27 protein-coding genes are annotated in these 25,213 nt (G+C 72.7%); 10 read left to right on the top strand and 17 right to left on the bottom strand.

Annotated elements, in window-relative coordinates:
* Nucleotides 1–91: 91 nt before the first annotated feature.
* The 5 genes from ACFPGP_RS17700 to ACFPGP_RS17680 form a co-directional block, all read right to left on the bottom strand.
* On the bottom strand, nucleotides 92–445 hold the full coding sequence (locus tag ACFPGP_RS17700; RefSeq protein WP_378592131.1) for a cytidine deaminase: 354 nt from the start codon (nucleotides 443–445) through the stop codon (nucleotides 92–94).
* On the bottom strand, nucleotides 438–1,736 hold the full coding sequence (locus ACFPGP_RS17695; protein WP_378592130.1) for a hemolysin family protein: 1,299 nt from the start codon (nucleotides 1,734–1,736) through the stop codon (nucleotides 438–440). Before ACFPGP_RS17695 ends, ACFPGP_RS17700 begins: the two co-directional genes overlap by 8 nt.
* Nucleotides 1,737–1,767: 31 nt before the next feature.
* Nucleotides 1,768–2,214, bottom strand: coding sequence for an rRNA maturation RNase YbeY (ybeY, locus tag ACFPGP_RS17690; protein ID WP_378592136.1), 447 nt, complete (start codon nucleotides 2,212–2,214; stop codon nucleotides 1,768–1,770).
* Between the two features lie 38 nt (nucleotides 2,215–2,252).
* Complete coding sequence (locus ACFPGP_RS17685) at nucleotides 2,253–3,308, bottom strand: PhoH family protein (RefSeq protein ID WP_378592129.1); 1,056 nt, start codon at nucleotides 3,306–3,308, stop codon at nucleotides 2,253–2,255.
* Nucleotides 3,309–3,434: 126 nt separating this feature from the next.
* Nucleotides 3,435–4,658 (bottom strand): hypothetical protein, encoded by a 1,224-nt coding sequence (locus ACFPGP_RS17680; RefSeq protein ID WP_378592128.1) that lies wholly within the window; start codon nucleotides 4,656–4,658, stop codon nucleotides 3,435–3,437.
* Between the two features lie 49 nt (nucleotides 4,659–4,707).
* On the opposite strand from ACFPGP_RS17680, the gene ACFPGP_RS17675 reads away from it, so the two are divergent.
* The gene (locus tag ACFPGP_RS17675; protein ID WP_378592127.1) at nucleotides 4,708–4,971 is read left to right on the top strand and encodes a hypothetical protein; all 264 of its coding nucleotides are present in this window, start codon (nucleotides 4,708–4,710) and stop codon (nucleotides 4,969–4,971) included.
* A gap of 8 nt (nucleotides 4,972–4,979) precedes the next feature.
* On the opposite strand, the gene ACFPGP_RS17670 is transcribed toward ACFPGP_RS17675, so the two are convergent.
* Nucleotides 4,980–5,324: a histidine triad nucleotide-binding protein gene (locus ACFPGP_RS17670; protein ID WP_378592126.1), complete on the bottom strand. Its 345-nt coding sequence runs from the start codon at nucleotides 5,322–5,324 to the stop codon at nucleotides 4,980–4,982.
* A gap of 126 nt (nucleotides 5,325–5,450) precedes the next feature.
* On the opposite strand from ACFPGP_RS17670, the gene ACFPGP_RS17665 reads away from it, so the two are divergent.
* Genes ACFPGP_RS17665 through ACFPGP_RS17655 form a run of 3 tightly spaced genes read left to right on the top strand, consistent with a single transcriptional unit; the run spans nucleotide 5,451 to nucleotide 8,022 of the window.
* Nucleotides 5,451–5,984 (top strand): SigE family RNA polymerase sigma factor, encoded by a 534-nt coding sequence (locus ACFPGP_RS17665; RefSeq protein WP_378592125.1) that lies wholly within the window; start codon nucleotides 5,451–5,453, stop codon nucleotides 5,982–5,984.
* Nucleotides 5,981–7,054, top strand: coding sequence for a Gmad2 immunoglobulin-like domain-containing protein (locus ACFPGP_RS17660; RefSeq protein ID WP_378592123.1), 1,074 nt, complete (start codon nucleotides 5,981–5,983; stop codon nucleotides 7,052–7,054). Before ACFPGP_RS17665 ends, ACFPGP_RS17660 begins: the two co-directional genes overlap by 4 nt.
* Nucleotides 7,055–7,083: 29 nt before the next feature.
* Nucleotides 7,084–8,022 carry a Gmad2 immunoglobulin-like domain-containing protein gene (locus ACFPGP_RS17655; protein ID WP_378592121.1) on the top strand — a complete coding sequence of 313 codons (939 nt, stop codon included), beginning with the start codon at nucleotides 7,084–7,086 and terminating at the stop codon, nucleotides 8,020–8,022.
* Between the two features lie 87 nt (nucleotides 8,023–8,109).
* On the opposite strand, the gene ACFPGP_RS17650 is transcribed toward ACFPGP_RS17655, so the two are convergent.
* The 4 genes from ACFPGP_RS17650 to hrcA form a co-directional block, all read right to left on the bottom strand.
* On the bottom strand, nucleotides 8,110–9,378 hold the full coding sequence (locus tag ACFPGP_RS17650) for an MFS transporter (protein ID WP_378592120.1): 1,269 nt from the start codon (nucleotides 9,376–9,378) through the stop codon (nucleotides 8,110–8,112).
* A 136-nt stretch (nucleotides 9,379–9,514) separates the two neighbouring features.
* Entirely contained in the window at nucleotides 9,515–10,255 is a 741-nt protein-coding gene (locus ACFPGP_RS17645; RefSeq protein ID WP_378592119.1) for a 16S rRNA (uracil(1498)-N(3))-methyltransferase, read from the bottom strand.
* Nucleotides 10,256–10,259: 4 nt separating this feature from the next.
* Entirely contained in the window at nucleotides 10,260–11,438 is a 1,179-nt protein-coding gene (gene dnaJ / locus ACFPGP_RS17640) for a molecular chaperone DnaJ (protein ID WP_378592118.1), read from the bottom strand.
* Nucleotides 11,439–11,495: 57 nt separating this feature from the next.
* Nucleotides 11,496–12,512 (bottom strand): heat-inducible transcriptional repressor HrcA, encoded by a 1,017-nt coding sequence (gene hrcA, locus ACFPGP_RS17635; RefSeq protein ID WP_378592117.1) that lies wholly within the window; start codon nucleotides 12,510–12,512, stop codon nucleotides 11,496–11,498.
* Nucleotides 12,513–12,605: 93 nt separating this feature from the next.
* Here hrcA and ACFPGP_RS17630 point away from each other — a divergent pair, with 93 nt between their 5' ends.
* The 4 genes from ACFPGP_RS17630 (at nucleotide 12,606) to ACFPGP_RS17615 (ending at nucleotide 15,345) form a co-directional block, all read left to right on the top strand.
* The gene (locus tag ACFPGP_RS17630; protein WP_378592116.1) at nucleotides 12,606–13,457 is read left to right on the top strand and encodes an MBL fold metallo-hydrolase; all 852 of its coding nucleotides are present in this window, start codon (nucleotides 12,606–12,608) and stop codon (nucleotides 13,455–13,457) included.
* A gap of 39 nt (nucleotides 13,458–13,496) precedes the next feature.
* Nucleotides 13,497–13,727 (top strand): hypothetical protein, encoded by a 231-nt coding sequence (locus ACFPGP_RS17625; protein WP_378592115.1) that lies wholly within the window; start codon nucleotides 13,497–13,499, stop codon nucleotides 13,725–13,727.
* A gap of 51 nt (nucleotides 13,728–13,778) precedes the next feature.
* A complete protein-coding gene (locus ACFPGP_RS17620; RefSeq protein WP_378592114.1) occupies nucleotides 13,779–14,636 on the top strand; it encodes a DUF3097 domain-containing protein in 858 nt (285 codons plus the stop codon).
* Between the two features lie 94 nt (nucleotides 14,637–14,730).
* Complete coding sequence (locus ACFPGP_RS17615) at nucleotides 14,731–15,345, top strand: DUF4870 domain-containing protein (protein WP_378592113.1); 615 nt, start codon at nucleotides 14,731–14,733, stop codon at nucleotides 15,343–15,345.
* 9 nt (nucleotides 15,346–15,354) lie between these two features.
* Here the strand turns inward: ACFPGP_RS17615 and hemW are convergent, their stop codons facing one another.
* The 6 genes from hemW to ACFPGP_RS17585 form a co-directional block, all read right to left on the bottom strand.
* The gene (gene hemW, locus ACFPGP_RS17610) at nucleotides 15,355–16,584 is read right to left on the bottom strand and encodes a radical SAM family heme chaperone HemW (RefSeq protein WP_378592112.1); all 1,230 of its coding nucleotides are present in this window, start codon (nucleotides 16,582–16,584) and stop codon (nucleotides 15,355–15,357) included.
* 24 nt (nucleotides 16,585–16,608) lie between these two features.
* Entirely contained in the window at nucleotides 16,609–18,432 is a 1,824-nt protein-coding gene (locus ACFPGP_RS17605) for an AMP-dependent synthetase/ligase (protein WP_378592111.1), read from the bottom strand.
* Between the two features lie 168 nt (nucleotides 18,433–18,600).
* On the bottom strand, nucleotides 18,601–19,251 hold the full coding sequence (locus ACFPGP_RS17600) for an MOSC domain-containing protein (RefSeq protein WP_378592110.1): 651 nt from the start codon (nucleotides 19,249–19,251) through the stop codon (nucleotides 18,601–18,603).
* A gap of 25 nt (nucleotides 19,252–19,276) precedes the next feature.
* The gene (locus tag ACFPGP_RS17595; RefSeq protein WP_378592108.1) at nucleotides 19,277–20,218 is read right to left on the bottom strand and encodes an aminoglycoside phosphotransferase family protein; all 942 of its coding nucleotides are present in this window, start codon (nucleotides 20,216–20,218) and stop codon (nucleotides 19,277–19,279) included.
* A 56-nt stretch (nucleotides 20,219–20,274) separates the two neighbouring features.
* Complete coding sequence (gene lepA, locus ACFPGP_RS17590; protein WP_378592107.1) at nucleotides 20,275–22,209, bottom strand: translation elongation factor 4; 1,935 nt, start codon at nucleotides 22,207–22,209, stop codon at nucleotides 20,275–20,277.
* A 73-nt stretch (nucleotides 22,210–22,282) separates the two neighbouring features.
* The gene (locus ACFPGP_RS17585; RefSeq protein ID WP_378592106.1) at nucleotides 22,283–22,648 is read right to left on the bottom strand and encodes a DUF4440 domain-containing protein; all 366 of its coding nucleotides are present in this window, start codon (nucleotides 22,646–22,648) and stop codon (nucleotides 22,283–22,285) included.
* Between the two features lie 105 nt (nucleotides 22,649–22,753).
* Here ACFPGP_RS17585 and ACFPGP_RS17580 point away from each other — a divergent pair, with 105 nt between their 5' ends.
* Both ACFPGP_RS17580 and rpsT read left to right on the top strand, forming a co-directional pair.
* Nucleotides 22,754–23,713, top strand: coding sequence for a phosphotransferase (locus ACFPGP_RS17580; RefSeq protein ID WP_378592105.1), 960 nt, complete (start codon nucleotides 22,754–22,756; stop codon nucleotides 23,711–23,713).
* A 125-nt stretch (nucleotides 23,714–23,838) separates the two neighbouring features.
* Complete coding sequence (gene rpsT, locus ACFPGP_RS17575; RefSeq protein WP_378592103.1) at nucleotides 23,839–24,099, top strand: 30S ribosomal protein S20; 261 nt, start codon at nucleotides 23,839–23,841, stop codon at nucleotides 24,097–24,099.
* Nucleotides 24,100–24,169: 70 nt separating this feature from the next.
* Here rpsT and holA read toward each other — a convergent pair whose 3' ends face one another.
* On the bottom strand, nucleotides 24,170–25,180 hold the full coding sequence (gene holA / locus ACFPGP_RS17570; protein ID WP_378592102.1) for a DNA polymerase III subunit delta: 1,011 nt from the start codon (nucleotides 25,178–25,180) through the stop codon (nucleotides 24,170–24,172).
* Nucleotides 25,181–25,213 lie beyond the last annotated feature (33 nt).

Raw genomic sequence — 25,213 nt, 5'->3', positions numbered from 1 at the left:
CTACGCTAAGCCCTCAGAGGTCATCGAAGACCTCCTGTTGCGCTGACCGCCCGAATCCGCCCCGGGCGGACCCGTGAATTGCCCCCACCCCTCACAGCTCGCGCGACTCCGCGAGCGTGCCGCGGGGGTCGCTGCGGTGCACCACGACGGAGGCAGCGGCGTCGCCGGCGAGGTCGCGCAGCGCGGCGAGGTCGTCGTCGGCCAGGGTCTCCGCCGCGGTCAGGACGACGGCCGCCTCGAGGCCGCGCGAGCCGGAGGCCACCGCCATCGCCACGCACGCCTTGAGGGCGGACAGGCCGAACGACGGGAGCGCCACGGTGGCGGCGGCGTAGGTCCGGCCGTCGGCGTCGCGGATCGCCGCACCCTCGGCCGCACCGGCCCGGGCGCGGGTGGCGCGGGCCAGGGTGACCAGCTTGGCGTCCTCGGCCGGGAGGGACTCACTCATCGTCGGCTCCTGTCTCCGTGGGCTCGGGCACCCGGCTGATCAGCACGGTCCCGACCTTGTTGCGGCGGCCCGAGGCCTCCTCGGCCTCGAATCGCAGTCCGTGGGCCTCGACGTGCGAGCCGGGGATCGGCACGCGACCGAGGTGCTTGGCCATCAGGCCGCCGACGCTGTCGACGTCGTCCTCGACCACGTCGAAGCCGAAGATCTCGTCGAGGTCGTCGATCGGGTAGCGCGACGACACGCGGGCCGCTCCGGAGGGCAGCACCTCGACGTCGACCTCCTCCTCGTCGTACTCGTCGGTGATCTCGCCGACGATCTCCTCCAGCACGTCCTCGATCGTGACCAGGCCGGCGGTGCCGCCGTACTCGTCCACGACGACGGCGATGTGCTGGCGCATCGCCTGCATCTCGGCGAGGAGCGCGTCGACCGGCTTCGACTCCGGCACGAAGTGGGCCGGGCGCATGACCTCCTCGACCCGCTGGGTGAACTCCACGTCGGGCGCCTCGAAGTCGCGCCGCACGAGGTCCTTGAGGTACGCGAAGCCGAGGACGTCGTCGAGGTTCTCGCCGATCACCGGCACCCGCGAGTAGCCGCTGCGCAGGAAGAGCGACATGGTCTGCCGCAGGTTCTTGTAGCGCTCGATGTAGACGACGTCGTTGCGCGGCACCATCACCTCGCGCGCGATCGTGTCGCCGAGCTCGAAGACCGAGTGGATCATCCGTCGCTCACCCGCCTCGATGACCGACGACGCCTCGGCGAGGTCGACGAGCTCGCGCAGCTCGGTCTCGGTGTTGAACGGCCCCTCGCGGAAGCCGCGGCCCGGGGTGATCGCGTTGCCGACCAGGATCAGCAGCTTCGGGATCGGGCCGAGCACGCGGGTCACGAGGTCCAGCGGTACGGCGGAGAGCAGGGCGATCCGCTCGCTGTGCTGGCGTCCGAGCGTGCGCGGCGCCACGCCGATCACCACGAACGAGACGACCAGCATGATCGCGATCGAGGTCAGCGCCGTCTGCCAGAAGGCGCCGCCCCAGGCGTTGCGGACCAGCTGGGTGACCAGCACCGTCGCGGCGATCTCGCAGAGCAGCCGCAGCAGGAGGGCCGTGTTGAGGTAGCGGGGCAGGTCGTCGAGCAGCACCAGCAGCCGGCTCGCGCCCGCTCTTCCCTCCGCGGCGAGCTCCTCGGCGCGGGCGCGCGAGAACGACGCGAGCGCGGCGTCGGCGGCCGAGAACAGGCCGGCGAGCACCACGAGGGCGGCGGCCAGCACCACCAGCCACACGTCACTGGAGCTCATCGGCCACCACGGCGGTCACACCCGGTCGGGATCATGCCCGCCAGGCGGCGAGCAGCTCGTCCTGGAGGCCGAACATCTCCCGGTGCTCCTCCGGCTCGGCGTGGTCGTAGCCGAGCAGGTGCAGGATGCCGTGCACGGTCAGCAGCTCGAGCTCGGCCCCGGTGCCGTGGCCGGCCGCCTCGCCCTGCCGCGCAGCGACGGCCGGGCAGAGCACCAGGTCGCCCAGCACGCCCTCCTCGGGCTCCTCGTCGACGAGCCCGGGGCGCAGCTCGTCCATCGGGAAGGCCAGCACGTCGGTCGGGCCGTCCTTGCCCATCCACTGGCCGTTGAGCGCGGCCATGGTGGCCTCGTCGACCGCCTTGAGGCACAGCTCGGCCATCGGGTGCACACGCATCCGGTCGAGCACGAACCGGCTCAGGCTCGCCAGCCGCTGCACGTCGACGGCCTCGCCCGACTCGTCGAGCACCTCGATGCTCACGGTCGGGTCACCGCCCGCTGCGTCGTCGTCACCGGCGGTCACCGGTTCTTGCCGCCGCCGCGCGGGGCGTGCTCGACGACCTCGCCCGACCCCTTGGCCCCGCGCGCGTCGAACTCGTCGTACGCCGCGACGATGCGGCCGACGAGCCGGTGCCGCACGACGTCGTGGCTGGTCAGCAGGTTGAACGAGATGTCCTCGACCCCGTCGAGGATGCCCTGGATGATCCGCAGACCCGACCGGGTGCCGCCGGGCAGGTCGACCTGCGTCACGTCGCCGGTGACCACGATCTTGGAGCCGAAGCCGAGGCGGGTGAGGAACATCTTCATCTGCTCGGGCGAGGTGTTCTGCGCCTCGTCGAGGATGATGAAGCTGTCGTTGAGCGTGCGCCCGCGCATGTAGGCGAGCGGCGCGACCTCGATGGTGCCGGCCGCCAGCAGCTTGGGGATCGTCTCGGGGTCGATCATGTCGTGCAGCGCGTCGTAGAGCGGCCGCAGGTAGGGGTCGATCTTCTCGCTGAGCGTGCCCGGCAGGAAGCCGAGGTGCTCGCCGGCCTCGACGGCCGGGCGGGTGAGGATGATCCGGTTGACGTTCTTCGACTGCAGCGCCTGCACGGCCTTGGCCATCGCGAGGTAGGTCTTGCCGGTGCCGGCGGGACCGATGCCGAAGGTGATCGTGTGCTTGTCGATCGAGTCGACGTAGCGCTTCTGGTTGAGGGTCTTGGGCCGGATCGAGCGCCCGCGGTTGGACAGGATGTTGAGCGAGAGCACGTCGGCCGGGCGTTCGGTGGTCTCCGCGCGGAGCATCGAGAGCACCCGCTCGACGGTCTCGGGCGTGACGCCCTGGCCGGTGCGGATGATCGTGACCAGCTCGTCGAGCAGCCTCTCGGCGAGGGCCACCTCGTGCGGCTCCCCGTGCAGGGTGATCCGGTTGCCGCGCACGTGGACGTCGGCGTCGAAGGAGTCCTCGATCAGCGCCAGGTGCTCGTCGCCCGGGCCGAGCAGGCTCACCATGTTGATGCTGTTGGGGACCACCACGGTGTGGCGGGTGCGGTTCGCGTCGGGGCTGCTGGGGTGGTTCTGCTGCGTGTCGGTCATGAGGCCCGGGTGGGCGGCCCTTCCGGTCGGGATCTGGAGCCCCTCCATGCTACTGGGGCGCGACGCGGCAGCCCACCGGGTAAGGCACCCACGTCGGTCGAGCCTGTCGAGGCCAGGGGCGCCTTCTCAGGGGTGGGTGACCTGCAGGATGCCCAGGCACATCTCGTCGGTCGTGCCCTCGCCCCACACGACGTACCGCTCCTCCTGGCCCTGGAACGACGGCAGCTCGTCGCGCAGCCACTGCACGTGCTTGCAGGTGACCTTCACGGTGTCCATGGGGTCGAGGTGCACCGGCTTGATCGGCTGGGCGCCCTGGTTGTCGAAGTCCCAGACGGGGATGTCCAGCACCGTCTGCGCCCGGTCGGTGCCGGGGTTGACCTCGATCCTGATGGAGCGGCCGAGCAGGTGCATGTGACCGGCCACGCCCCGGATCGTCGTGGGCTGGTAGACGGTGCGCGTGCACGACTGCACGTTGCCGGGCTCGACCTCGGTGCCGCAGAGCAGGTGCAGCATGTCGGCGGTGGAGCCCGGCCCGATCCCGAAGCGCTCCTTGACGTCGGCCACCGCCGCGTCGCGGTCGCACAGCTCGGACTGGTCGTGGCCGGGCCGGCACGGCAGCTCCACCGGAGCCGGGAGCAGCATCGTGTCCACCGGGGTCAGCTGCTGTCCCGGAGGTCCGAGCCGCAGCAGCGCCGAGGAGCGGTCGGGCTCGTCGCCCGCGAGCAGGTTGTAGTGGACCTGCATCACGATCTGGGTGCCCTTGGCCAGCTCCACGCCGAAGCCGGGCTGCATGACCGACTCCTTGCCACCCGGCGCCCAGGCGCCCAGCCACGGCGCGTCGTCGATCTGCTGGAAGTCGTCGAGGCCGGTCCCGCCGAAGCACGTCCAGCCCTCGCCCTCCTCCTCGGCGTCGACCTTCTTCGCCTCGGCGACCTGGTCGGGCGGCACGCGGAAGAGGATCACGTGGTGCACGACGTCGGGGTTGCCCGGCAGCACGTGCGTGCCGGTCAGGTAGGTGTCCTTGTCCAGCTGGGGGTCGAGCAGGAAGCAGCGGTAGTCGTCGGTGCCGACGCCGGTCGGGGCGGACGGCGTGTACTCCGTCGGCATCGTGAGCTTCATCCGCGTCTCGCCGGGGCGCAGCGGCTTGGGCTTCACCGGCTCGACGCCGGCGTGGTCGTCGCTGTGCGAGGTCTGGCCGGCATGCGGGTCGGCTGTCGTCGATCCGGCGCTGGAAGGTGCCGCGGCGTCGGGCGTCTCGTCCTCGTCGGGCCCGCAGGCGCTGAGCACGAGGGCGGCGACGGCCACCAGCGACAGGGCGGCGGCCCGGGTCCGCGACCCTCGCTTCGACATGGGTCGATGGTCTCACGCAGGCGGTTACCCTGACCCCAGGAGGAGCACGATGAGCGAGCGTCGTCTGGACCCGTCGGGAGACCCGGGCCACCACGAGCTGCCCTCGTCACTCTGGACTCCGCCGGAGATGCCGGAGGACCTCCGCCGGATGGGCCTGACCCGCAACACCGAGGAAGGCGCCTGGATCGAGCTGGTCTCGACGCTCGACCCGTCGCGGCCCGGGCACGTCGTGGTGGCGTGGCTGATCCTGATCGTCCTGGTGGGGATGCCGGCGTTCTTCACGATCGAGAACGTCGTGCACGCCAGCCGCTGAGCCGGTCCTCAGCCCGGGGGCCAGGTGAACGAGCGCCCCGCCAGCACGTGCAGGTGCGCGTGGAAGACGGTCTGACCGGCGTCCGGCCCGGTGTTGAAGACGAGCCGGTAGTCCTCGTGCCCGTCCTGCCGCACCACCTGCGCCGCGACCTCGACGAGGTGCGCAGCGACGGCGGGATCGGCGGTCGCCAGCGTGGCGGCGTCCCGGTGGTGGTCGCGCGGGACGACGAGCACGTGCGTCGGCGCCTGGGGCTCGATGTCGCGGAAGGCGACCGCGCGGTCGGTCTCGACCACGACCTCGGCGGGGATCTCCCCGGCGACGATCTTGCAGAACAGGCAGTCCGGCTCGCTCATGCGGCCAGCCTCGCACACGGGCGGCCCAACGGCCTGCGGCGTCGGCCGTCGTGTCAACCGGTCGGGTGACCTGCGCGTCGCACTAGCGTGATCACCCATGCGACCGCGACCCCGGAGGGACCGTCGGTGAGTCCGACGCCACCGTCCGGGTGGGACGCGGACACGGCGCTGGAGCAGCTGTACGCCGCGCACTGGCGCTCGCTCGTCCGGCTCTCGGTGCTGCTCGTGCGCGACCAGTCGACCGCCGAGGAGGTCGTGCAGGACGCGTTCGTCGCCGTCCACGGCCGCTGGGGCCGGCTGCGCGACCCGGACAAGGCGCTGGCCTACCTGCGCCAGGCCGTGGTCAACCGCTCCCGCTCGGCGCTGCGCCACCGCGGGGTGGTCGAGCGCCACGCCGCCCGCCAGGCCCGGTCGTCCGACGCACCGGGCGCCGACGAGGCCAGCCTGGCCGCCGACCGGCGCGGCGCCGTGCTCGACGCCCTGCGCACCCTCCCCGAGCGGCAGCGCGAGGTGCTGTCGCTGCGCTACTACCTCGAGCTCTCCGAGGCCGAGATCGCCGAGGCGCTCGGCATCAGCCGGGGCGCCGTGAAGAGCCACGCCTCGCGCGGGTCCGCCGCCCTGCGGATCGCGCTGGCCGCCTACCTGGAGGACCGCTCATGACCACCCCGGACGACCGCTGGGACACCGACGACGCCCTCGCCACGCTCGTCGTCGACGCCGTCGCCGACGTGGAGCCCGGCGACGTACTCGCGGGCCTGCGCGCCCGGACGCGGACGCCGGCGCGCCGGCGCTGGGTGGTCCCGACCCTGACCGCGGGAGTAGTGGCCGCGGCCACGGTCGTCGCGGTCGCCGTGCTCGGCCACGACACCGCACCGACCGCCGGGCCGACTCCCCTGGTGTCGCCGAGCGCGCCGGCGTCCAAGCCCGCATCCTCGGCGGAGTCGCCCACCGACATCGACAGCGGCGCCGTGGTGCTGGAGCCGGCGGCCGTCTACTACGTGGGAGACACCCCGGCCGGGCCGCGGCTCTACCGGGAGACGCTGCCGGTGCGGCAGGGCGACATGGCCGGACTGGTCGAGCGCCTGTCGGAGGCACCGGCCGACCCCGACTACCGCACCCTGTGGCCGGCGGCGGCGTTCGAGGACGCGTCGTTCGACGGTGCCGGCGCCGACGGGTTCTTCTCCGTGACGCTGAGCGATGCGGCGCTCGCGGCACGCCCCGCCGGGATGAGCGCGACCGAGTCGTCCCTCGCGGTCGAGGCAGTCGTCCGGTCGCTGCAGGACGCCTACGGCCGCGGCCGGGTCGAGTTCTACGCGCCCGGCTCCAGCTCACCGATGGACACCGTGCTCGGCGTCGCGGCCGACCTCGATCCCGAGCACAGCGGCGTCCGCTCGTTCGACCGGTCACCGGACCTCGACGTGCTCTCGCAGGTGCTCCTCGACGAACCGTCCGAGGGCCAGACGTACCCCACCGGGGACACCTTGGAATTCGCTGGCGAGGCGGCGTCGTTCGAGGGCAACGTGACCTGGCGCCTGCAGCGCTACGAGGGCATGGAGATCATCGATCAGGGCAACGTCACCGCCGAGGGTGGCGACGGGTTCTACCCGTTCTCCGGGGAGGTAGATCTCACGGGTGTACCGGCGGGTCGCTACACGTTCATGGTGTGGACCGACGACCCTTCTGGTGAGGGCAATTCCTACACCGACGACCGGGTGATCACGATCGAGTGATCCTCCGGCCCCGACAGACGAGGACCACGATGAGGATCCGACCGACCGCCGTCGTGCTCGCCCTGGCCCTGGCGACCCTGGCCGGGTGCGGCGACGACGCCGAGCCGACCTCCAGCGGCACCGAGACCGGACGCCAGCAGGCGAGCCGGTCCTCGAACAACGTTCCCACCGAGGAGACCCAGGAGGGCGTCGCCCCGGCGCCCTCGACGGTGACCTCGGCGCCCGGTCTGGCGTCCAGCGGCCCGGGCCAGGTCACCGTGCCCGTCTACTTCGTCGGCTCGACGCCGCAGGGCAAGCGGCTGTTCCGCGAGTTCCAGCGGGTCTCCGGTGACGACCCGCTGCTCGCCGCCGCCGACGCGATGACGGCCGGCGACGCCCTCGACCCCGACTACGGCACGCTGTTCCCGGGAGGGTCGTTCGCCTCCGTCACCGAGGAGCCGGGCGCGATCGTGGTCGAGGTCGCCGACGACGGCTGGAGCACCCGGGCCGCGGGGATGTCGCGGCGCGAGGCGAGGCTGGCCGCGCAGCAGCTCGTCTACACCGTGCAGGGGGTCGCGCAGTCGCGGCTGCCGGTGCGCGTCGAGGCGGGCGGCGAGCCGGTGCCGCTGTTCGGCATCGACACCGCCGGCGGTCTGCGCAACGCCGGGCCGGACGGCGTGCTCGCCTTCGTCAACGTGACCACGCCCGAGCAGGGCGCGACCGTCGGGTCGCCGCTCGTGGCGAGCGGCGTGGCCAACTCCTTCGAGGCCAACGTGCCGTGGGAGATCCGCGACGGCAGCGGCGCCGTGGTCAAGCGCGGCTTCACGACGGCCGAGGGCTGGGGCAACAAGCTCTACCCGTGGCGCACGAAGATCAACGTCTCGAAGCTGCCGGCGGGTGACTACACGTTCGTCGCGATGACCGACGACCCGTCCGGCGGCGAGGGCGGCGGCCCGACCGAGGACTCCAAGGACGTCACGATCGGGTGACCCGGCTCTCGGCGCGGACCTCGGTGTCCCCGGGGGCCGAACCGTCACTTGTGGCGGGTCGAACCGTCACTCAGATCCGTCGAGCCGTCACTCAGGGTCGTCACGCAGCAGCGCGAGCACCACCAGGCCCGCCAGCACGTAGCCGACGCCTTGGCAGGCGAGCACCGGGATGATGCCGATCGACTCGCCCAGGAAGCCGGCCGACACCGCGCCGACCGCCAGCGCGAGAGCGCCGACGCCGAAGAGCAGGGCGAAGATGCGGCCGCGCTGGGCGTCGGTGCTGTGGTGCTGCATGACCGTGGCGCGGGAGGCCACGACCGCGGCTCCGGGGAGACCGACCAGCACCATGCCGACGACCGCGGGCCACGCCACGACGTACAGCGTCGGGTAGAGGAAGATCGCGAGGTCGACGGCCCCGAAGAGCACCGCACCTCCACCGAACAACAGCCGCGGGCTCCACCTGGCACCCACCGTGGCGACCGCCAGCCCGCCGAGGATGCCCCCGACGGCCTGGGCGGAACTGACGGTGCCGTAGGTGGCGGCGCTGCCGTCGAGGACGTCCCTGACGAACGGCGCGAACAGGGTGCCCATGATCCCCTCGCCGACCGAGGTGATGAGCGTGAACACGAGCACCACCACCAGGGCCCGCGACCGCGAGACCGTACGTGCGCCGTCGAGCCACTCCTGCACGACGGCACCGAGCCGCCCCGAGACCTCGGTCGCGCCCGGTTCGGCGGCCACGCGGGTCGGGGTGCGGATCAGGCGTACGAGGACGGCGGCGACGAGGAACGTCGCTCCGTCGACCGCGACCACGCCCCCGAGGCCCCACACTGCGGCCACGACGCCGCCCAGGGCTGCGCCGACCAGGCGTGCCACCTGGCCGACCTGGCCGTTGAGGGCGTTGGCGGCGAGGCGACCGGGCTCCTCGACGAGGAGGGGCAGCATCGCGGAGTCCGCGGTCGCGACGAACACCTCGACGACGGCGGTGGCGGCCAGGACCGCGTAGACGATCCACACGTCGGCCGCGTCGGTCACGAGCAGGAGCGGCAGCAGCGCGACGGCGAGCAGCAGGTTGCCGACCACCATGGTCTGCGCCCGCGACCAGCGGTCGACGTACACGCCGGCGACCAGGCCCGTCACGACCTGCGGCACGAACGCCGCGATCAGCGCGCCTGCGGAGGCGAGCGTCGAGCCGGTCACGGCGTAGACCGTGTAGACGAGGCCGACCGAGAGCACCCAGTCACCCGTCATCGAGACCAGCCCGGCGGCCAGCAGCAGGCGCAGGTCGCGGTGGGTGCGCAGGAGCCCGCGGACGGTGTGGGTGCGGGGCCCGGGTGCCGCGACAGGTGATGTCATGAATGACACCATAATGACACCATTCTGATGTCGCAATGATGTCGTGCGGCGCACGAACTGACGGTTCGACCGATCTGAGTGACGGTTCGACCGATCTGAGTGACGGCTCGACCGATCTGAGTGACGGTTCGGCGGGTCAGGACCAGCGGGGGGTGCGGGCGAGCAGGGCCGCGGCGGCGACCACGCCGGCGGTGGAGGTGCGGAGCACCTCCGGCCCCAGGTGTACGGCGCGCCCGCCGGCCGCGGTCAGGGTCGCGACCTCGTCGTCGGTGAGGCCGCCCTCGGGTCCGACGACGACCACGATGCGGCCCTCCGCGGGCACCGGTACCGCCGCCAGCGGCTCCGATGCCTCCTCGTGCAGCACGACCGCGAGGTCGGCGCCGGCGACGAGTGCCGCGACCTCGGCGGTCGAGGCCAGCCCGGCCACTTCGGGGAACCACGCCCGCCGGGCCTGCTTGGCGGCCTCGCGGGCGGTCGCCCGCCAGCGGGCGAGCGACTTCGTGGCGCGCTCCCCCTTCCACACCGCGACGCAGCGGGCGGCCGCCCACGGCACCACCACGGCCGTGCCGACCTCGGTGAGCACCTCGACGGCGAGCTCGCCCCGGTCACCCTTGGGCAGCGCCTGCACCACGACCAGCTCGGGCGCCGGCCGCGCGGCAGTGGCGACGTCTGCCACGAGGGCCGTGAAGACCCGCTTCCCGGTCGTGGCGACCTCGGCGGTGACCGACCCGCCACGGCCGTCGGTGAGCACGACCCGCTCGCCGGTGCGCAGCCGCCGTACGGCCACGGCGTGGTGTGCCTCGTCGCCCTCGACCACGACCTCGTCACCGACCCCGACGCCGTCGAGCGTCGGCACGAGGTGCACCGGGAGCGACACGGCGTCAGTGCGTGTTGAAGGCGTCGCGGAGCCGGCCGAAGACCGACTTGGAGCCCGGTCGCACCTGACCGGTCGGCTGCTCCTCGCCGCGGAGCGCCGCGAGCTCCTGGAGCAGCTCCTCCTGCCGCGGGTCGAGCCGGGTCGGCGTCTCGACGACGACGTTGACCACGAGGTCACCCCGGCCGCCGCGCAGACCGGGGACCCCGCGCCCGCGCATCACCTGCTCGGTGCCCGACTGCGTACCCGGGCGCACCTCGAGCTCGACCGACGTCTCGACCCCGGAGTCCGCGCCCTGCTCGACGTCTGCCTCGAGGGTGGGCAGGGTCAGCGTGGTGCCGAGCGCCGCCGCGGTCATCGGCACCGTCACCGTGCAGTGCAGGTCGTTGCCGTGCCGGGTGAAGGTCGGGTGCGGGGCGACGCGGATCTCGACGTAGAGGTCACCTGCCGGGCCGCCGCCCGGCCCGACCTCGCCCTGCTCGCTGAGCTGCACCCGCGTGCCGGTGTCGACGCCCGCGGGGATCTTCACGGTCAGCGTGCGGCGCGAGCGCACCCGCCCGTCGCCGGAGCACTCGCGGCAGGGGTCGGGGATGATCGTGCCGAAGCCGCGGCAGGCCGCGCACGGCCGGAGGGTCCGCACCTCGCCGAGGAACGACCGCTGCACGTGCGCCACCTCGCCGGCGCCGCGGCAGGTCTCGCAGGTGATCGGCTGGCTGCCCGGCGCGGTCCCGGCGCCGTGGCAGGTCGTGCACAGCACCGCGGTGTCGACCTTGAGCTCGCGGGTCGCGCCGAACGCCGCGTCCGCGAGGGTGATCTCGACCTGGATCAGCGCGTCCTGGCCGCGCCGCACGCGGGGCCGCGGACCGCGTCCGCCGGCCGTCGGTCCCCCGGCGCCGCCGAAGAACGCGTCCATGATGTCGGTGAAGGAGAAGCCGGCGCCCTGGCCGAAGCCACCCGCCCCCATGCCGCCCGAGAACGGGTCCCCGCCGCGGTCGTACGCCGCGCGCTTCTGCGGGTCGGAGAGCACCTCGTAGGCGCGCGAGACCTCCTTGAACTTCTCCTGCGCCGAGGGCTCGGGATTGACGTCGGGGTGGTACTGGCGCGCCAGCCTCCGGTAGGCCTTCTTGATCGCGTCGGCGTCCGCGTCGCGGGACACGCCCAAGAGGTCGTACAGGTCCTGGCTCACGCTTGCGTCCTTCGTCGTCGTCCGTGTCGTCTGTCGTGGGGTCCAGCCGGTGGCCGGTCAGCTCTCGTCGAGGATCCGGGACACGTAGCGCGCCACCGCCCGGACCGCGGCCATCGAGCCGGGGTAGTCCATCCTCGTCGGTCCCACCACGCCCAGGGTGGCGACCGCCTCCTCGCCGGGTCCGTACCCCGTCGCGATCACGCTGGTCGCCGACAGCTGCTGGTAGGGGCCCTCGTGCCCGATCCGCACGGTCACCGTGCCACCGGTGTGCGCCTCCCCGAGCAGCTTGAGCAGCACCACGTGCTCCTCGAGCGCCTCGAGCAGCGGGCGGACCGCGGTGTCGAAGTGCTCGCCGTAGCGCGCCAGGTTGGCCGCGCCGCCCACCGCCACCCGCTCGTCGGAGCGGTGGTCGGACAGCGCGTCGACCAGCGCGTCGACGACCAGGGCCACGTCGTCCCCCTCGCGCTCGGGCACCAGGCCCCGCAGCGCGGCCGCGGCCGCGGCGATGGTCGAGCCGACCGAGGCGTGCATCACCTTCGAGCGCAGGTCGGCCAGGTCGTCGTCGGAGAGGTCGGCAGCGAGCTCCACGAGCCGCTGCTCGACCCGACCGGTGCTGAGGATCAGCACGACGAGCAGCCGGTTGGGGGCCAGCGCCACCAGCTCGACGTGGCGCACGGTGGAGCGCGAGAGCGTCGGGTACTGCACCACGGCGACCTGCCGGGTCAGCTGCGAGAGCAGGCGCACCGAGCGCTGCACCACGTCGTCGAGGTCGACGGCGCCGTCGAGGATCGTGGCGATCGCGCGGCGCTCGGCCGAGCTCATCGGCTTGACCGTGGTCAGCCGGTCGACGAAGAGCCGGTAGCCCTTGTCTGTGGGCACCCGGCCGGCACTGGTGTGCGGCTGGGTGATGTAGCCCTCCTCCTCGAGGGCGGCCATGTCGTTGCGCACCGTGGCCGGCGAGACGCCCAGTCCGTGCCGCTCGACCAGTGCCTTGGAGCCGACCGGCTCCTCGGTGGCCACGTAGTCCTCCACGATCGCGCGGAGCACCGCGAGGCGACGGTCCTCGTGACCCACGCGCACCTCCTCGATCGACGGCTGCCGGCTGCGGGGGCACGGACAGGCTGGCACTCGGTCGGACTGAGTGCCAATCGTACTAGGGTCGGGCCCATGCCCGACTTCACCGAGGTGGCCGAGCGCGTCTGGGTGGCGCGCTACCCGTGGTTCGACGTCAACATCACACTGGTCGGCGGCGAGCGCGGCCTGCTCATGGTCGACACGCACGGCTCGGCGGGTGCGGCCCGCGAGGTCGTCGACGACGTACGCCGCCTCGGCGCCGGCGAGGTGGTCGGGGTGGTGAACACCCACTGGCACTTCGACCACACCTTCGGCAACCACACGGTCCGCGAGGCCTGGCCCGGCATCCCGATCCACGCCCATGAGAACGCCCTCACCGAGCTGTCCGACTGGGGCGGCGAGGTCAAGCAGCGGTATGCCGACGACCCCGACGACCCGCACCGCGACGACGTCCTCGCCACGCAGATCGTCCCGCCCGACCACACCTTCTCCTCCGCGATCGCCCTGGACCTCGGCGACCGGGCCGTGGAGCTGGTCCACCCCGGCCGCGGCCACACCAGCGGCGACCTCGTCCTGCGCGTCCCCGACGTCGACGTCCTGCTGGGCGGCGACCTGGTCGAGGAGTCGGCCCACCCCTCGATCAACAGCGACGCCTGGCCGATGGACTGGCCGCTCACGCTCGACATCGTCCTCGGCCTGCTCACGCCGGCCTCGGTCGTGGTCCCCGGTCACGGGGCACCCGTCGACCGCGAGTTCGTCGAGGACCAGCGCAACGAGCTCGGGATCATCGCCGAGACCATCCGCGACCTCGCCAACCGCGGCGTCCCGGTCGACGAGGCCCTCGAGGCCGGCGAGTGGCCGTGGGAGCCGAGGTACCTGATGCACGCCGTCCGGCGCGGGTACGAGCACCTCCCCCGCAGCCAGAAGCGCCTGCCGCTGATCTGAGGCGGCGTGCCCCGGTGCGGCGCGGGGTACGACTGCCGCATGAGCACCTCATCCGCCGACGAGCAGTCCGAGCAGGGGATCAGCGACGACCAGCTGCCCGAGGACCTCCAGCCCACCGACGACAACCCGCTCGCGCAACCGCTGCCGGACGACGCCCTCGACCCCGAGGAGCTCGACGTCCTCGGCGGCCGGCCGGCCGAGCAGGGCGACCAGCAGGGCGACCGGGAGGACCGTCACGAGCCTGACGGCGCTGACCACACCGCCGGCTGACCTACGGCGGGTCGCCGTGCACCGGGGCCACCGGCTCCCTAGCGTTGGCCGGTGACCTCACGGGACCGCTACGCCCACGACGTCCTCGCCACCGACTGGCGCGCGCCGAAGCGCGGCCGCGCGGTCGAGGCCCCCGCGGAGCTCGGGGCCGTCGTCGAGGAGGTCACCACCGACTTCTGCGGCGAGATCGTCGCCGTCGACCGCGACCTGCACACGCTCACGCTCGAGGACCGCCGCCACAAGCGCCGCACCTTCCCGCTCGGCCCGGGCTTCCTGCTCGAGGGCCGGCCGGTGATCCTGACCGCGCCCCGGCTGGGCGCGGCCCCGGCCCGGCCGACCCGCACGGCGTCCGGCTCGGTGGCCGTCCACGGGGCGCGCGCCCGGGTGGCCCGCGAGAGCCGGATCTACGTCGAGGGCCGGCACGACGCCGAGCTGGTCGAGAAGGTGTGGGGCGACGACCTGCGCCTCGAGGGCGTGGTGGTCGAGCACCTCGGCGGCGTCGACGACCTGGCCGACCACCTGCGCGCCTTCGGCCCCGGCCCCGAGCGGCGGGTCGGCGTCCTGGTCGACCACCTCGTCGCCGGCTCGAAGGAGAGCCGGATCGCCGACGGCATCGCCCGCTCGCCCCTCGGGGCGCACGTGCTCGTGGTGGGGCACCCGTACGTCGACGTCTGGGCGGCGGTCAAGCCCGAGCGCCTCGGCCTCACCGCCTGGCCCGAGGTGCCCCGCGACGTCGAGTGGAAGAAGGGCGTGTGCGACCACCTCGGCTGGCCGCACGCCGAGCAGGCCGACATCGCCCGCGCGTGGCGGCAGATCCTGGGCCGGGTCTCGAGCTACCACGACCTCGAGCCGGCCCTGCTGGGCCGCGTCGAGGAGCTGATCGACTTCGTGACCGCCCCGTCGGAGTGACCGGCCCGCCTCCGGGAGCGCTCGGGGAAGACTCGGGGACGACTCGGGCCCTTTGCCGGTGCCGCGCGGGGTGGCCGAGGCCTAGGGTTGAGCCATGAGCGAGACACCTCCTCCCCCTCCGCCGCCGTCGTCGTCCTCCGGCGACGAGCCGACCACGCCGGTGACCCCGCCGGCCGAGGGTGCGGCACCACCGCCCCCTCCCCCTCCCAGCGAACCCCCTGCGGCCCCCGGCGAGCCCGTCGCCGAGGCTCCTGCCCCGGGCTTCGCACCGCCGCCGCCGGCGTACGGCGAGCAGCCGCCCGTGTACGGCGAGCAGCCCCCGGCCTACGCCCAGCCCGCCGCTCCCCAGCAGTGGGCCGGACAGCCCGGCATGATGACCCCCGACGAGAAGACCTGGGGCGGCGCCGCCCACTGGAGCGCCCTGGTCGCCTCGCTGGTCGGCCTGGCCTTCCTCGGACCGCTGATCGTGCTGCTGGTCAAGGGCAACGAGTCGCCCTACGTCAGGGCGCAGGCGGTCGAGTCGCTGAACTTCCAGATCACCATGGCGATCGCCGGCCTGGTCTCGTTCGTGCTGCTCTTCGTGCTGATCGGGTTCGTCCTGCTGCCGCTCGTCGGCATCTGGTGGCTCGTGTTCACGATCATCGGCTCGGTGAAGTCCTCCGGCGGCGAGATGTACCGCTACCCGGCCACGATCCGGATGGTCTCCTGAGCCCACGGCTCAGGCGAGCAGCTCGCGGACCGCGAGGTCCGCGAGCAACCGCCCGGCGGGCGTGAGCACGAGACGCTCCTCGCCCTCGGGGCCCCGCACCACCTCCAGCAGTCCCCGGTCGACCAGGCCGGGGACTGCGGCGTTCCCGGCCTCGTCGAGCACCTCGCGGGGCAGGCCCTCGCGCAGCCGCAGCTCCAGCAGCACCCGCTCCACGCGCCGCGTCGACGCGTCCAGCACCTCGCGGCCGTGGGCCGGGCTCACCCCGGCGGCGATCCGGTCGGCGTACGCCGCGGGGTGCTTGACGTTCCACCAGCGCACGCCGCCGACGTGCGAGTGCGCGCCGGGGCCGACGCCCCACCAGTCGTCCCCGTGCCAGTAGCCGACGTTGTGCCGACACTCCCCGCCCGGGCGCGACCAGTTCGACACCTCGTACCACTCCAGCCCGACCCCGCCGAGCACCTCGTCGACGAGCTGGTACTTGTCCGCCAGGTCGTCGTCGTCGGGGGCCGGCACCTCGCCGCGGGCCACCCGGCGGGCCAGCGCCGTGCCCTCCTCGACGATCAGGGCGTACGCCGAGACGTGGTCGGGGTGGCACGCCAGCGCCGCCTCGACCGACAGCCGCCAGTCGTCGAGCGACTCCCCGGGCGTGCCGTAGATCAGGTCGAGGCTGACCTGGTCGAAGCCCGCCTCCCGCGCCCAGCCCACCACCGCCGGCACCCGCAGCGGGTCGTGGGTGCGGTCGAGGGTCGCCAGCACGCGGGGCACCGCCGACTGCATCCCGAAGGAGACCCGGGTGAAGCCCATCTCGCGCAGCGCGGCGAGGTCCCACACCGCGACGCTGTCGGGGTTCGCCTCGGTGGTGACCTCGGCGTCGTCGGTCAGCCCGAACTCGGCGGCCACCGCCGCCACGACCGCGCCGAGGTCCCCCGGGGCGAGCAGCGTGGGCGTGCCGCCGCCGACGAAGATCGTCGAGACCGGCACGTCGACGTCGCCCAGCACCCGGCGTGCGAGCCGCACCTCGGCGATGGCCGCCTCGGCGTACGTCGTGCGCGACGCCCCGGGCTGGTCCCCCAGCTCGGCGGCCGTGTAGGTGTTGAAGTCGCAGTAGCCGCAGCGCACCGTGCAGAAGGGCACGTGCACGTAGAAGCCCAGCGGTCGCCGCCCGAGTCCGGCCAGCGCCGCGTCCGGGAGGGCCCCGTCGGCAGGTGCGGGCTCACCGACGGGCAGGGCGGAGGGCACGGGCCCCAGTATCCGCCCCGGCCGTCAGGACGCGTAGAAGGCCTCGATCTTGTCCGCGTAGTTGGTCTCCACGACGTTGCGCTTGACCTTCATCGACGGCGTGAGCTCGCCCGACTCGACCGTCAGGTCGTGGTCGAGCAGCTCCCACTTCTTGATGGTCTCCCAGCGGTTGAGCCGCGAGTTGAGCTCGTCGACGTAGCCGCTCACCATCTCCTTGACCGCCGAGGAGGTCACGATGTCGGAGTACGACGCGCCCTCCATGCCGTTCTCGGCCGCCCAGCCCGCCATCGCGTCGGGGTCGAGGGTGATCAGCGCGACGCAGTAGTTGCGCTCGTTGCCGAAGACCATGAACTGGCTGGCGTAGGGGCAGATCGCCTTGAACTTCGACTCGATCATCGGCGGGGCGATGTACTTGCCGCCGGAGGTCTTGAAGAGCTCCTTGATCCGGCCGGTGATCTGCAGGTAGCCGTCGCTGTCGAGGCTGCCCTTGTCGCCGGTGCGCAGCCAGCCGTCCTCGGTCAGCGTCTTCGCGGTCTCCTCGGGGAGGTTGTGGTAGCCGTCCATGACGCCGGGGCCCTTGATCAGGATCTCGTCGCCGTCACCGAGCTTGACCTCACTGCCGGGGAAGACCGGGCCGACGGTGCCGAAGCGGTAGTCCTCGGGGTGGTTGACGAACGAGCCGGCCGAGGTCTCGGTGAGGCCGTAGCCCTCGAGGATCACGATGCCGGCGGCATGGAACCACTCGGCGATGTCGCGGTTCAGCGCCGCGGCACCGGAGATGAAGAAGCGGACGCGGCCGCCGAAGCGCTCGCGCACCTTGCTGAAGACCAGCTTGTCGAACAGACCGTGCTGGAGCTTGAGCGGCAGCGGGACCGACTTGCCCTCACGGCTGAGCTGGTCGACCTTGAGGCCGACCTTGAAGGCCTGGTTGAACAGCTTCTCCTTCACGCCGCCCTCGGAGGCCTGCATGGTCACGATCCGGCCGTGCGCCTTCTCGAAGATGCGGGGGGCCGCGCCCATGAAGGTCGGCTGCACCACGGCGAGGTTGTCGACGATCTTGTCGACGCGCCCGTCGATCGCGGTCGCGAACCCGCACGCGAGCTGGGTCGAGAGCAGCACCTTGCCGAAGGAGTGCGCCATCGGCAGCCACAGGAACTGCAGGTCGTCCTCGTGCAGGATGTCCTGGACCTTGATCGCCGCGCCCTCGTAGACCCAGGACTGGTGGCGCAGCCGCACGCCCTTGGGGCGGCCGGTGGTGCCGGAGGTGTAGATCAGGGTGGCGAGCTGGTCGGGCTTGATCGCCGCGGCGGTGTCCTCGACAGCACCCGGGTGCTCGGCGAGGTAGGCCTCGCCCAGTGCGGCCAGGTCGTCCATGCCGATCACCCAGTCACCGTCGGTGGTGCCGTCGAAGGTGACGACCTTCGCCAGGTGGGGCAGCTCGGCCTTGTGGTCGCGGAGCTTGGCGATCTGCTCGTCGTCCTCGGCGAAGACCACCCGGCACTCGGAGTCGCTGAGGATGTACGCCGTGTCCTCGGCGTTGGTGCTCGGGTAGACGGTCGTCGTGGCGCAGCCGGCGCACATGATCGCGAGGTCAGCGAGGATCCACTCGTACCTGGTGTTCGCCGCGATGCCGACCCGCTGCTCCATCTCCAGGCCGAGCGAGAGCAGGCCCGCGGCGAGGCGGCCGACCTCGATGCCGGTCTCGCGCCAGGTCACCGACTCCCACGACTCGCCCCGCGGGTAGCGGTAGGCCTCGGCGTCGGGCGACGCGGCGACCCGGTCGTGGAACTGCACGGCGACGTTGTCCGCGAGCTGGTCGAGGAAGGCGGTGTCTCGGATGACGGGCATGACACTCCTGCGCGCATGGTCGGGTGACGCCCGGTGCCGGGTCGCCGGGGGTCCTGACCAGTAACCTAGAACACAGGGTTACGGACCGGTAGCCGGTCCCACGATTCCGGATGCCGCGCGTCCCACGACCGTTCACCGGTCAAGACCGGTGGCGCGCAGGTGCTCCGGTCAGCCCGCTGCCGCGACGTACCTCTCCGCGGTGCGGCGGGCCTCGTCGACCAGCCCGTCGACCAGGAGCAGCTCGGGCAGCAGGTGCCGGTCGGTCGTGAGCGCGCGGAACATGGTGGTCACCGTGACGCCGTGGCCCGGCCGGTGGACCACCTCGATCTCGTCGCCGGCCTGCACCGGCCCCTCCGCGAGGACGCGCAGGTAGGGCCCGGGCCGCCCGGTGGCGGCGAACCGCTTCACCCAGGCGGTGGCGTCGTAGCCGGTGTGGCGCAGCCAGCCCTTGAAGTCGTTGCAGGGAGTCCGCACCGACGCCACCTCGAGCAGCGCGCCGCCGACCTCCCACCGCTCGCCGACCTCGGCCTCGTTGACGTCGATGCCGACGGTGGTGAGGTTCTCGCCGAAGTGGCCGTCCGGGACGTGCTGGCCCAGCACCTCGCCCCAGTGGTCGAGGTCCTCCCGGGCGAAGGCGTAGACCGCCTTGTCGACGCCGCCGTGGTGCCGGACGTCGGTGACCTGGTCGCCGTCGAGCCCCAGCCGGCGGACCACGACCGGCCCGTCGACGCATCTCTTCTGGATGCTGGTGCGGCCCAGCGCCGCGAAGTCGCGGTCGCGGGGGCGGCCGACGTGGACGGAGCGCAGCACGGGGGTCACCGGTGGATCATCGCACCCGGCGGGCTCAGTCCTGCACTGCTTTGACGACGGCCACGCAGCGGGTGATCCAGTCGCGCTCGTCGGCGTCGAGCAGGCGGCCGAGGCGCTCGGCGTCCTCGATCGACCAGTAGGCGTTGACGACCATGCGGACGACGACCCACGCCCGGGCGCGGTCCTCGTCGAGGCCGGCGGCGTCGACGATCGTGTGGAACCGGGCGCGCAGGCCCGTGCGGACGTCGCCGGCGCCCGGGCCGACCAGCTCGTCCCAGCGGTTCCACAGCATCGGGGCCGGCTCCGCGTGCGGGTCGCCCGACATCGCCTGCGGGTCGATCGCGAGCCACGGCTCGCGTTCGCCGGCCAGCACGTTCTGGTAGTGGAGGTCGTGGTGGAGCACGGTGCCGGTGCTCGCGGGGTCGCCGGTCAGGTCGCGCAGCAGCGACAGCGCCTGCTCGACCATGCGCCGCGGCACCGGCGCGTCACGGGGCAGGTCGGCGAGCGGCTCCCGCCACCGGTTGAGGTAGCCGGTGAACGAGCGCAGCTGCGGCGGGGCCGGCACGTGCAGGCTCGGGTAGAGGCCGGCGACGACCTCGCACGCGTCGAGCGGGTCGAGCGCGTTGAGGTCGCGGCGGTGCAGCCGCTCGAGCAGCATCGCCCGGCGGTGCGGGTCGGCCCGGAGAAGGAGCACCGCGCCGCGCCCGTGCCAGTGCTGCAGCGCGAGCGGCTCGTGCTCGGTCTCCTCGTCCTCGGGGAAGGTCACCTTGAGCACAGCGTCCTGCGCCTCGCCGCCGGCAGCGCGCCGTACGGGCAGGACGACGGAGGCGTACCCCGACCACACCTCGCCGGTCGGGGTCAGCTCCCACTCGGCGACCAGGTCGTCGAGCAGCCGGGGCAGCCCGTCGACGAAGGCCTGCCAGCGCGGTCCTCGTGCGCCGAAGGCCAGCACGGAGGGAGGGAGGTCGAGTCGCACGTCGCCGACTGTGACAGGCGGGTGGGAACGGCCCGGGTGACAACCGGACCGAGCGGCTACTTCTTGCTCTTGTCGATCGAGCTGCCGGCGCCGTCGTTGGAGAGGGCGGCGACGAACGCCTCCTGGGGGACCTCGACGCGGCCGACCATCTTCATCCGCTTCTTGCCCTCCTTCTGCTTCTCCAGCAGCTTGCGCTTGCGCGTGATGTCGCCGCCGTAGCACTTGGCGAGCACGTCCTTGCGGATCGCGCGGATGTTCTCGCGGGCGATCACGCGGGCGCCGATGGCGGCCTGGATCGGCACCTCGAACTGCTGGCGCGGGATCAGCTCCTTGAGCTTGCCGGCCATCATCACGCCGTACGCGTACGCCGCGTCCTTGTGCACGATCGCGGAGAACGCGTCGACCGGCTCGCCCTGGAGCAGGATGTCGACCTTCACCAGGTCGGCGGCCTGCTCGCCGGAGCGCTCGTAGTCGAGCGAGGCGTAGCCCTTGGTGCGCGACTTCAGCTGGTCGAAGAAGTCGAAGACGATCTCGCCCATCGGCAGCGTGTAGCGCATCTCGACGCGGTCCTCGGAGAGGTAGTCCATGCCGAGGAGGTTGCCGCGCTTGCCCTGGCAGAGCTCCATGATCGTGCCGATGAACTCCGACGGGCTCAGGATCGTCGCGCGGACGACCGGCTCGCGGACCTCGGCGATCTTGCCCTCGGGGTACTCGCTGGGGTTGGTCACCTCGTGCTCGGTGCCGTCCTCCATCGTCACGTGGTAGACGACGTTGGGCGCGGTGGAGATCAGGTCGAGGTCGAACTCGCGCTCGAGCCGGTCGCGGGTGATCTCCATGTGCAGCAGGCCGAGGAAGCCGCAGCGGAAGCCGAACCCGAGCGCCCCGGAGGTCTCCGGCTCGTAGGCGAGTGCCGCGTCGTTGAGCTGGAGCTTCTCCAGCGCCTCGCGCAGGTCGCCGAACTGGTCGCCGTCGATCGGGTAGAGACCGGCGTACACCATCGGGTTGGGGTGCTTGTAGCCGCCGAGCGCCTCGGTCGCCCCGTGGGTCTGGGTGGTGACCGTGTCGCCGACGCGCGACTGGCGCACGTCCTTCACGCCGGTGATCAGGTAGCCGACCTCGCCGACGCCGATCTCGCCGGCCTTGACCTGCTCGGGGCTGATCACGCCGATCTCGAGCATCTCGTGGGTGGCGCCGGTCGACATCATCTTGATCCGGTCGCGGTGGGTCAGCGAGCCGTCGATCACGCGCACGTAGGTGACCACGCCGCGGTAGGTGTCGTAGACGGAGTCGAAGATCAGCGCCCGGGCCGGGGCGTCCGGGTCGCCCACGGGCGCCGGCGTCTGCCGGACGATCTCGTTGAGCAGGGCCCCGACGCCGGCGCCGGTCTTGGCACTGACCTGCAGCACCTCCGACGGGTCGCAGCCGACCAGGCCGGCCAGCTCCGCGGCGTACTTCTCGGGGTTGGCGCTGGGCAGGTCGATCTTGTTGAGCACCGGGATGATCTGGAGGTCGGCGCCCATCGCGAGGTAGAGGTTGGCCAGCGTCTGCGCCTCGATGCCCTGGGCGGCGTCGACCAGCAGCACGGCGGCCTCGCAGGCCTCGAGCGAGCGGGACACCTCGTAGGTGAAGTCGACGTGGCCGGGCGTGTCGATCATGTTGAGCACGTAGGTGCCGGGCTCGGCGCCCGCGTCGTTGTCGGCCGGCACCGTCCACGGCATCCGGACCGCCTGGCTCTTGATCGTGATGCCGCGCTCGCGCTCGATGTCCATGCGGTCGAGGTACTGCGCACGCGCGCTCCGCTCGTCGACCACCCCGGTCAGCTGCAGCATCCGGTCGGCGAGGGTCGACTTGCCGTGGTCGATGTGCGCGATGATGCAGAAGTTGCGGATGATCGCGGGATCGGTGTGGCCGGGCTGCGGCGCAGTCGTCGTGGGCACGTGCTCTCTCGGACGGGTGTCGGACGGTCTCGGTGCGGGCGCCCATCCTCCCATGCAGGGCACCGGGCTCCCGCATCCCCGTGGCGCCACGGGCGCCCGGCGGCGGTCCGCCGCGGAGCGCGTCGGCTCAGGCCGGCGTCTGCTGGTGCACGCTCAGCCGCCAGCCGCCCGGGCGCCAGACCCAGGTGCTCGACACCAGCGCGTCGTACGGCGACCCGGCCTCGCGCCGCGCGCTCACGGCGTACCCCACCACGACGACGCCGTCCGCGAGCCGGAGCGCGCGCAGGTCGTCGAGCCGGTACGACGACCAGGGCGGGCCGGCCATGGCCTCGAGCGCTGCGTCGCGCTCGTCGATCCGCACCCCGCCGGGCAGCAGGAACAGCACCTCGTCGTCGAGGTGGTGCTCCCAGAACGCGGTCGCCCGCACCGGGTTGTCCGCGAGCGCGACCCACCCCTCCTGCTCGGCCCCCAGCACCTCGTGCGTGTCGTCCACGACTCCCCCTCTCCTCGTGCGGGAATCCCCGCACGAGGCCCGGTACCCGCACGACGCGCGGCAAACCGTTCGCCCGTTGCGTCGCGGTGCCGCGAGGATGGAGCCGTGACGTCGCCCGCCCCCACCTCCCGTGCCTACCCGGTCCCGTCCGGCCGCACCGCCCGGCGCCTGGAGTGGCCCCACCTCCCGCCGAACCTGCGTGCCTACGTCGAGCGGCACTGCGGCTCCCCGGTGGTCGAGGCGGTGTCGCAGGGTGCCGGCTTCACCCCGGGCTTCGCGTCGGTCCTCACCTGCGAGGACGGCAGCCGGCACTTCGTGAAGGCCGCGTCGGTGAAGGCGCAGCGGATGTTCGCCGACTCCTACCGCGAGGAGGCCCGCAAGCTGGCAGCCCTACCTCCGGAGGTCGCCGCCCCGCGCCTGCTCTGGTTCCTCGACGACGACTGGGTCGTGCTCGGCGTGGAGCACGTCGAGGCGCGTCACCCCGCCCGGCCGTGGGACGCGGACGACCTGGGCGCCTGCCTGGACGCCCTGGCCATGGTGGCCGAGCAGCTGACGCCGGCGCCGGAGGGGCTCGGGCTCGACGCCTTCGTCGACGAGCTGGCCGACTGGCCGTCGTTCTGGGACCACCTGCGAACCACGCAGCCCGACCTGCCGCACCTCGAGGAGGCGGCGGCCCTGGCCGCGGGGTTCGCCGAGGGCTGCGCGGGCGACACGGTCGTGCACACCGACGTCCGGGACGACAACGTGCTCATCGACGGCGCCGGCAAGGTGTGGTTCTGCGACTGGAACTGGCCGACCGCGGGCGCCGCCTGGCTCGACTCCGTCTTCCTGCTCATCGGCCCGCGTGGCGACGGGGTCGACGTCGAGACCGTGATCGCCGGGCGCCCGCTGCTGCGCGACGTGCCGCGCGAGCACGTCGACGCGGTGCTGGCGCTCGTCACCGGCTACTTCCTCCGCCAGGCCGACGAGCCGGTGCCGCGGTCGTCGCCCTTCATCCGCGAGCACCAGCGCTGGCAGGGACAGGTGTGCTGGGACTGGCTCTGCGAACGCCGGGGGTGGCGGTGACCGGCGGATTTGGGCGGCTCCGCGGGGCGCTGCTAGTCTTGCTCGTCGGTCTGGCGCCGCCTGCGCCGACCACATCACAGGCTTCTCGACCAGCACTCCACACACCTACGACGAAGGCGCAGTAAGTGGCGAACATCAAGTCCCAGATCAAGCGCAACCGGCAGAACATCGTCCGGCACGAGCGCAACAAGTCGGTCAAGTCCGCCCTGAAGACGGCCGTGCGCAAGTTCCGTGAGGCCGCCGAGGCCGGCGACAAGGACGCCGCCGTGGCCGCTGCCCGCGACGCCTCGCGCAAGCTCGACAAGGCCGCCTCGAAGGGTGTCATCCACAAGAACCAGGCCGCGAACCGCAAGTCCGCGATCGCCAAGAAGGCCGCCTCCCTCTGAGGCCACGCACTTCACGCTGACCCGCCGTTAGTTAACGGCGGGTCAGCGTCATTTCGGGGTCGGGTCGCGCTCAGTGGCCGTGGCGCAGGCCGGTGATGGTCAGCACCATCCGCTCCAGGGTGTACGACGCGTCGTGCGCGGCGCCCTTGATGTCGGCATCGGCCTGCGCGATCACCCGGATCGCCCGGGCCACGCCGGGCGCCGTCCACGAGCGGGCCTGGTCACGGATCGTGCGGATCTTCCAGGGCGGCACGCCGAGCAGGGCCGCCAGCTCGTTGTCGCGCATGCTCGAGCTCGCGCCGAGGTAGCGGGCCAGCGCCCGGGCGCTGCCGGCGAAGGCACTGGTGACCAGCACGGGCTCGAGGCCGGTGTCGAGCCCCCAGCGCAAGGCCTCGAGCGCGGGCGCCCGCTGCCCCGCGAAGGCGAGGTCGGCGACGGCGAACGACTTCACCTCGGCCCGCCCGCCGAAGTACTGCTTCACGCGGTCCTCGGTGAGCGTCTCGCCCGGGAAGTCCTCGACCAGCTGCTGCGCGGCGCCCGACAGGGCCCGCAGGTCGCGCCCGATCGACTCCACCAGCACGTCGGCCGCCTCGCGGTCGATCCGCCCCCCGTGGCGGCGCACCTCGGCCGCGACGAACCCGGCGACCTCCGACGGCTTGAGCTCGGCCGACCGGTGCTCGACGACCGACTTGACCTTGCGCAGCTTGGTGAGCACGCCGGAGCCCTTCTGCCCGCCGCCGTGCACGAGCACCAGGGCGACGTCCTCGGCGGGGTCGGCGGCGTAGGACAGCAGGCCGTCGACCGACTCGTCGGGCAGGTCCTCCAGCTGGCGGATCACCACGCAGCGGGTGCTCGAGAAGAGCGACGGCGCGGCCATCTCGCCGAGGGTGGCCATGGTGAGCTCGGAGGCCTGCGTCTCGGACAGCTCGGCCTCGGGGTCGTGGGCCCGACAGGCCTCGCGGACCCCGGCCACGACCCGCTCGCCGAGGAACTCCTCCTTGCCGGTGATCAGCGTGACCCGCCCCAGGACCTCGTCGGGAGCGGGCGCGGAGGAGCGGGTGGACGGGGCGGTGGCGGCCATGGTGGGGCCAGCCTCGCACACGCCGCGGACAGC

This window comes from Nocardioides taihuensis (genome assembly GCF_042657275.1).
Lineage (GTDB): Bacteria > Actinomycetota > Actinomycetes > Propionibacteriales > Nocardioidaceae > Nocardioides > Nocardioides taihuensis.
This window is presented reverse-complemented; position numbering and strand designations above follow the sequence as displayed.

Coding starts and splice junctions, on each gene's coding strand:
- lepA (WP_378592107.1), bottom strand. CDS start 22,209: ATGGGAGGATGGGCGCCCGCACCGAGACCGTCCGACACCCGTCCGAGA.
- ACFPGP_RS17655 (WP_378592121.1), top strand. CDS start 7,084: ATGAGGATCCGACCGACCGCCGTCGTGCTCGCCCTGGCCCTGGCGACC.
- ACFPGP_RS17660 (WP_378592123.1), top strand. CDS start 5,981: ATGACCACCCCGGACGACCGCTGGGACACCGACGACGCCCTCGCCACG.
- ACFPGP_RS17670 (WP_378592126.1), bottom strand. CDS start 5,324: ATGAGCGAGCCGGACTGCCTGTTCTGCAAGATCGTCGCCGGGGAGATC.
- ACFPGP_RS17650 (WP_378592120.1), bottom strand. CDS start 9,378: ATGACATCACCTGTCGCGGCACCCGGGCCCCGCACCCACACCGTCCGC.
- ACFPGP_RS17630 (WP_378592116.1), top strand. CDS start 12,606: ATGCCCGACTTCACCGAGGTGGCCGAGCGCGTCTGGGTGGCGCGCTAC.
- ACFPGP_RS17680 (WP_378592128.1), bottom strand. CDS start 4,658: ATGTCGAAGCGAGGGTCGCGGACCCGGGCCGCCGCCCTGTCGCTGGTG.
- ACFPGP_RS17625 (WP_378592115.1), top strand. CDS start 13,497: ATGAGCACCTCATCCGCCGACGAGCAGTCCGAGCAGGGGATCAGCGAC.
- ACFPGP_RS17685 (WP_378592129.1), bottom strand. CDS start 3,308: ATGACCGACACGCAGCAGAACCACCCCAGCAGCCCCGACGCGAACCGC.
- ACFPGP_RS17605 (WP_378592111.1), bottom strand. CDS start 18,432: ATGCCCGTCATCCGAGACACCGCCTTCCTCGACCAGCTCGCGGACAAC.
- ACFPGP_RS17700 (WP_378592131.1), bottom strand. CDS start 445: ATGAGTGAGTCCCTCCCGGCCGAGGACGCCAAGCTGGTCACCCTGGCC.
- holA (WP_378592102.1), bottom strand. CDS start 25,180: ATGGCCGCCACCGCCCCGTCCACCCGCTCCTCCGCGCCCGCTCCCGAC.
- ACFPGP_RS17675 (WP_378592127.1), top strand. CDS start 4,708: ATGAGCGAGCGTCGTCTGGACCCGTCGGGAGACCCGGGCCACCACGAG.
- ACFPGP_RS17615 (WP_378592113.1), top strand. CDS start 14,731: ATGAGCGAGACACCTCCTCCCCCTCCGCCGCCGTCGTCGTCCTCCGGC.
- ACFPGP_RS17695 (WP_378592130.1), bottom strand. CDS start 1,736: ATGAGCTCCAGTGACGTGTGGCTGGTGGTGCTGGCCGCCGCCCTCGTG.